Here is a 5,055-nt window from a genome sequence, read left to right on the forward strand (position 1 = left end):
TGACGATGAGGAAGTGGAAGGTGCCCAGGATCACCGGCAGGTCGGCATTGGGGCTGGTGAGCACCACCGTGACCTCGTTCGGGCCGGTGGCTTTCACGCTCTCGATCTGCTCGGCCAGCACCTTGGCCTTGGAAGCGGTGGCGGGGTCCTTGTGGCGCATGATCGAATACACCACGTCGGCCGGGGACAACGCCTTGCCGTCGTGGAAGGCCACGCCCTTGCGCAGCGTGAAGACCCAGGTCTTGGCATCGGTGGTGTTGAACGATTCGGCCAGGGCAGCCCGCGGCGTCAGGCTCCTATCGAGCGAGGTCAGCCCGTTGTAGACCATGTTGCAGCGCACGTAGTCGTTCTGGTTCGACTGCTTGGCCGGATCGAGCGTATCGGAGGCGGCTCCCGTGGCAACGGCCACGCGGATACGGCCACCACGCTTTGGCGTCTCTGCATGGGCCTTGGCGGCCATGCCAGCCAGGCTGCCGGCCAGCGTGGCCTGCATGCCGCCCGCCAGCAGCATCGCCAGCACGTCACGCCGCGTGGCTCCGCGCTTGAGCAGATCCATCACACGAAGGCTTTCGCCGGGACCGACAATGCTCTCGAACTCATTACCGCTATCGTTCATGGTTGGTTGTGCTCCTGATTATTCTGAGAGGGAAACAGCGGGATCGCGGCGAAAGCTCAGCAGGTGCGCAAAGCTCAAGCAAGCCGGTCCTTGAGCTGGTAGTACAAGCCCACCGCAGGCAGGAACCACGGCGGGCCAAAATGCCCGGGAATGGCGGGCCAGTCGCGCTCGCGCCACGGATTGGCAGCCGCGTCGCCGGCCATCACCGCAGCCATGCGCTCGCCCATGTGCACCGACATCTGCGTGCCATGSCCGCTRTAGCCCATGGAGTAGAACAGGCCGTCGTGCTCGCCTGCATGCGGCAGGCGGTCCTGCGTCATGTCGACCAATCCGCCCCAGCAATAGTCGAGCCGGACGTGGCCGAGCTGCGGGAAGATCTGGGCCAGGCCGGCGCGCAGGATCTCCCCGCTGGCAGCATCCTGCTGCGGGCTGGAGACGGCAAAGCGCGCCCTGCCGCCGAACACCAGCCGGTGGTCGGGCGTGAGGCGGAAGTAATGGTGAATGTTCGCCACCGTGACATAGGTACGGCGTTTGGCCAGCAGTGCCCTAGCGCGTTCGACGCCCAGCGGCTCCGTGGTAACGATGAAACTGCCGATCGGCACGATGCGACGGCGCAGCCAGCCGAAGCTGCCGTAGCCGCCGTGGCGCGATGCCCCGGTAGCGAGCAGCACCTGCCGGGCCAGCACCGTGCCGCGCTCGGTGTGCAGGCGGTGCACCTGGCCTTGCACACGCTCGATGCGGAGCACGCAGGTGCCAGTGTGGATCTGTGCGCCATGGCGCTGTGCTGCCACGGCCAGTCCTTGCGCGAAGCGGCCCATATGCATCTGGCCGCTGCGCTTGTACAGCAGGCCGCCGTGAAAACGCTCGCTCTGCACCTCGGCACCCACGCGCGCCGCGTCGAGAATTTCCACGTCGGTATCCACGCCGTCGACGACCAGGCGCTCGGCGCTGCGCCGCAGCGCGTCCATCTGGTGAGCCTTGGTGGCGAGCTTGAGCTTGCCGTTGCGCTGGAAGTCGCAGGCAATGCCCTCGTCGCGCACGATACGCTCCACGGTATCGACCGCGTCGTCATAGGCGTGGTACCAGCCGCGGGCGCGTTCCACGCCCACCCTGGCAGCCAGCTCCGCGTAGTCCACCGCCAGCCCGTTGTTCACATGGCCGCCATTGCGCCCCGAGGCCTCGGGCGCCACGGTGGCGCCGGCCTCCAGCACCACCACGCTGGCGCCACGCCGCGCCAGCGCCAGCGCCGCCGAGAGCCCCGTGAAGCCGCCGCCGATGATGGCCACATCGACCTGCGGCGGCAGATTGTGCGCGTCCAGTACCAGTCTTGGCACCGAATCGTTCCAGTAGGAATCAAGCTTCATGGTGGGGATGGAACTGTGGAAGCTCAATTCAAAGGCCGACGACGCCGGGCAGGCCACCGATATCCTGGATCTCGGTGTAGCGGTACGCCGCGTTGCCCGGGCCGTGACCACGGTTCACGAAAACCTTGTTAACGATGCCGATGTCGTCAGCCGACATCAGGTCGTAGCGCAGGCTCGACGACACGTGCAGCACATCCTCCGGGTTGCAGCCCAGCGAGTCGAGCATGTACTCGAAGGCCTTCAGGCGCGGCTTGTAGGCCTGGGCCTGCTGCGCGGTGTAGACGCGGTGGAACGGCGCGCCGAGCATGGCCACATTCTTCTGGATCTGGGCGTCCGAGGCGTTCGACAGGATCACCAGCGGAATCTCCTTGGCCACCTTGGCCAGGCCAGCGGGCACATCCTCATGCGGGCCCCACGTCGGCACGGCGTCGTAGTATTGCTGGCCATCGGTGTCGAAGTACTGGATCTTCCACTTCTTGCACAGGCGGCGCACGGCGTTCTTCAGCACCACTTCGTAGGGCTGCCAGTCGCCCAGTACCTCGTCGAAACGGTAGGCACTGAAGTCGGCGATGAACTGCTCCATCTGCTCGGCAGGGATGCGATCTGCGAACAGTTCGCGCGTCATTTCGCCCATGCGGAAACGCGTAAGCGTGCCATAGCAGTCGAAGGTCACGTACTTGGGACGGAAGGTCATGGTCTCTGATCCTCAGGGTTTTCCGGTCGGCGACCGGGGTGGAGCCGCGCATTGTCCGGCGCAGGCGACAGAATTATTTCGAAAGGATTAAAGCACGCGGCCGCATAGCGTTTATATGGAAATGAGGCCGTGGCACGCGGCGAAACTGCGGTTTGTCATGGGTCCCGCGGCAGGTCATGCGGTTGGCACCGCAGGGGTGCGCAGGCGAGTGATGACGCACCGCTAACGCGCCGCAGCAAAATCGATCAGCACGCTTTTGAAGCGCAAATTTGCCTCTACGGCCTGGCGCCCCAGATCCTTGCCGATGCCCGACTGGTGGTAGCCGCCGGTGGGAATCACAAAATCCGAACTGCGCCCGTAGCGGTTGATCCACACCGTGCCGGCGGCGATGCCGCGCATGGCGCGCAGCGCTCTTCCGATATCGGCAGTGTGTACGCCGGCGGCCAGGCCGTAACGCTCGTGCGAGGCGAGCGCCAGGCCCTCTTCTTCGTCGTCGAACGTTTGCACCGTGAGCACCGGACCGAAGATTTCCTCCTGCACGGCAGGATTGTCCGCCCGCACGCCTTCGATCAGCGTGGGCTGGAAGTATGCGCCGCCCGGCCCGCCGTCGAACAGCCCGCCGCCGCTGCGCACCTGCGCGCCCGGGCAGCACGCGCGCTCGACGATGTCGAGGATGCGCGCCGCCTGTGCTGCCGAGATGATGGGCGGCAGCGTCGCCGCGTCATCCCAGGTCGCACCGGGCCGCAGCGCGGCAAAGCGTGCCGCGATGCGCTCGACCAGCGCCTCGGCAATGCCGCGCTGCACAATCAGGCGCGAGCCCGCGACACATACCTGGCCTGCATTGCCGGTGATGGCGCCGGCAATGATGCCTGCCAGCCGATCGAGGTCCGGCGCGTCATCGAATACCAGTTGCGGGCTCTTTCCGCCCAGTTCCAGCGTGACTGGTTTGGGGCCATGCGACGCGCAACTGGCCATGATCGCGGCGCCCGTTTGCGTCGATCCCGTAAAGGTCATTTTCGAGATCAGGGGGTGGCGCGTGAGCGCATCGCCCGTGGTCCGCCCGTCGCCCTGCACCACGTTGAACAGGCCCGGCGGCACGCCCGCCTCGATCGCCAGCTGGGCCAGGCGCACAGCGGAGAACGGCGTCAGCTCGGAAGGCTTGAGCACCACCGCGTTGCCGGCGGCAAGCGCCGCGCCCACCTTCCACGACACCATCACCAGCGGGAAATTCCATGGGGTGATCGCACCCACCACGCCATATGGCTCGGCCACCACCATGCCTAGGTGATCGTGCTGCGTGGCCGCCACGTCCCCACCGACCTTGTCGGCATATTCGGCGAAGAATCGCAGGCCTTCGGCGGTGAAAGGCACATCCCAGGCCGAGGCAGCGTGCACCGGCCGCGTGGAGCACACCGCTTCGAGCGGCGCGAGACCCTGCACATCGGCTTCGATCAGGTCGGCCCAGCGACGCAGCACGCGCGCTCGCTCGCGCGGGGCACGGCGCGCCCAGTCGCTGGTACGCCACGCCTTCCACGCGTCCTGCACCGCCGCATCCACAGCGGCGGCGTCAGCCAGCGGCAGCTCGGCATGCACCTGGTTATCGGAGGGGCGCCGCACGGGGATGCGGCCGGCATCAGGCACGAGCCGCCCGCCAATGAAATGGCCCGAGGGAACGGAGACTGTCTGGGGGTCGAATATTTGCACGGAAGGAGGGGCGCCGCGTGCCGGCACCGATAGTGGATTCATGCCTCCATGCTAGACAAGAAGTCTCAGCATTTGTCTCCGTTACGGACCGCGCTACCGCATCGAATTGCGAAACTGCCACCCGAGGCGGACGATTCTTGCATCCCTCGGATAAACCCGAGGGCATTCTGGCTCCGCGCGAACGATATGGCCCAGGATAAGTCCGATCGATCACCACAACGACATCGCCATGCACTGCGGCATGGCGCCGGACCAATGGCTGGACAGCCTTGGCCTGCTGCGCGAGGCTGCCGGAAGCCCTCTGCCAAACAATCTGCTGCCACGGCCCGCATAACAGCAGCGTGCTTCGCTCAGTCCCCTGAATGCAGCACCACGCCATGTGCCACTCGCCCTAAGCTTGAGGCACAGGCCAGCCTGTTGTGAAGTCCGCAAAGCCCATTCAGTCAGTCCGGTCAGCCCATTGTTTCCAAACCAACGCCGAGCCGCCGCCCATGCCCGACAACGCTCCCCCACTGCCCGCGCGATTCCTGCGGCTGGCAGAATCCGACCGCCCCGCCATCACCCTGCGCATCGATGGCCGCAGTGCCACCGCCCTGGCGGGTGACACCCTTCTGGTCGCACTGCTGCTGAATGGCCGGCGCGTGCGCGACAGCGAATTCGGCGACGGCCCGCGTGCG

General features: G+C 66.2%; 5 protein-coding genes. 1 reads left to right on the top strand and 4 read right to left on the bottom strand.

Annotated elements, in window-relative coordinates:
• From AB4Z48_RS40125 to AB4Z48_RS40140, 4 genes are all read right to left on the bottom strand, one after another.
• A partial coding sequence (locus AB4Z48_RS40125; protein WP_441624411.1) for an ABC transporter substrate-binding protein occupies positions 1 to 616 on the bottom strand: 616 nt, incomplete at its 3' end.
• Positions 617 to 690: 74 nt separating this feature from the next.
• Positions 691 to 1,980, bottom strand: coding sequence for an NAD(P)/FAD-dependent oxidoreductase (locus tag AB4Z48_RS40130; RefSeq protein ID WP_441624413.1), 1,290 nt, complete (start codon positions 1,978 to 1,980; stop codon positions 691 to 693).
• Between the two features lie 28 nt (positions 1,981 to 2,008).
• A complete protein-coding gene (locus AB4Z48_RS40135; protein WP_013956691.1) occupies positions 2,009 to 2,674 on the bottom strand; it encodes a haloacid dehalogenase type II in 666 nt (221 codons plus the stop codon).
• Positions 2,675 to 2,896: 222 nt separating this feature from the next.
• Positions 2,897 to 4,420: an aldehyde dehydrogenase family protein gene (locus AB4Z48_RS40140; protein WP_441624416.1), complete on the bottom strand. Its 1,524-nt coding sequence runs from the start codon at positions 4,418 to 4,420 to the stop codon at positions 2,897 to 2,899.
• Between the two features lie 449 nt (positions 4,421 to 4,869).
• On the opposite strand from AB4Z48_RS40140, the gene AB4Z48_RS40145 reads away from it, so the two are divergent.
• Positions 4,870 to 5,055 (top strand): 2Fe-2S iron-sulfur cluster-binding protein (locus AB4Z48_RS40145; RefSeq protein ID WP_441624417.1); only part of this gene is annotated, 186 nt, incomplete at its 3' end.

Source organism: Cupriavidus sp. 2TAF22, assembly GCF_052115045.1.
Lineage (GTDB): Bacteria > Pseudomonadota > Gammaproteobacteria > Burkholderiales > Burkholderiaceae > Cupriavidus.

Coding starts and splice junctions, on each gene's coding strand:
- AB4Z48_RS40135 (WP_013956691.1), bottom strand. CDS start 2,674: ATGACCTTCCGTCCCAAGTACGTGACCTTCGACTGCTATGGCACGCTT.
- AB4Z48_RS40140 (WP_441624416.1), bottom strand. CDS start 4,420: ATGAATCCACTATCGGTGCCGGCACGCGGCGCCCCTCCTTCCGTGCAA.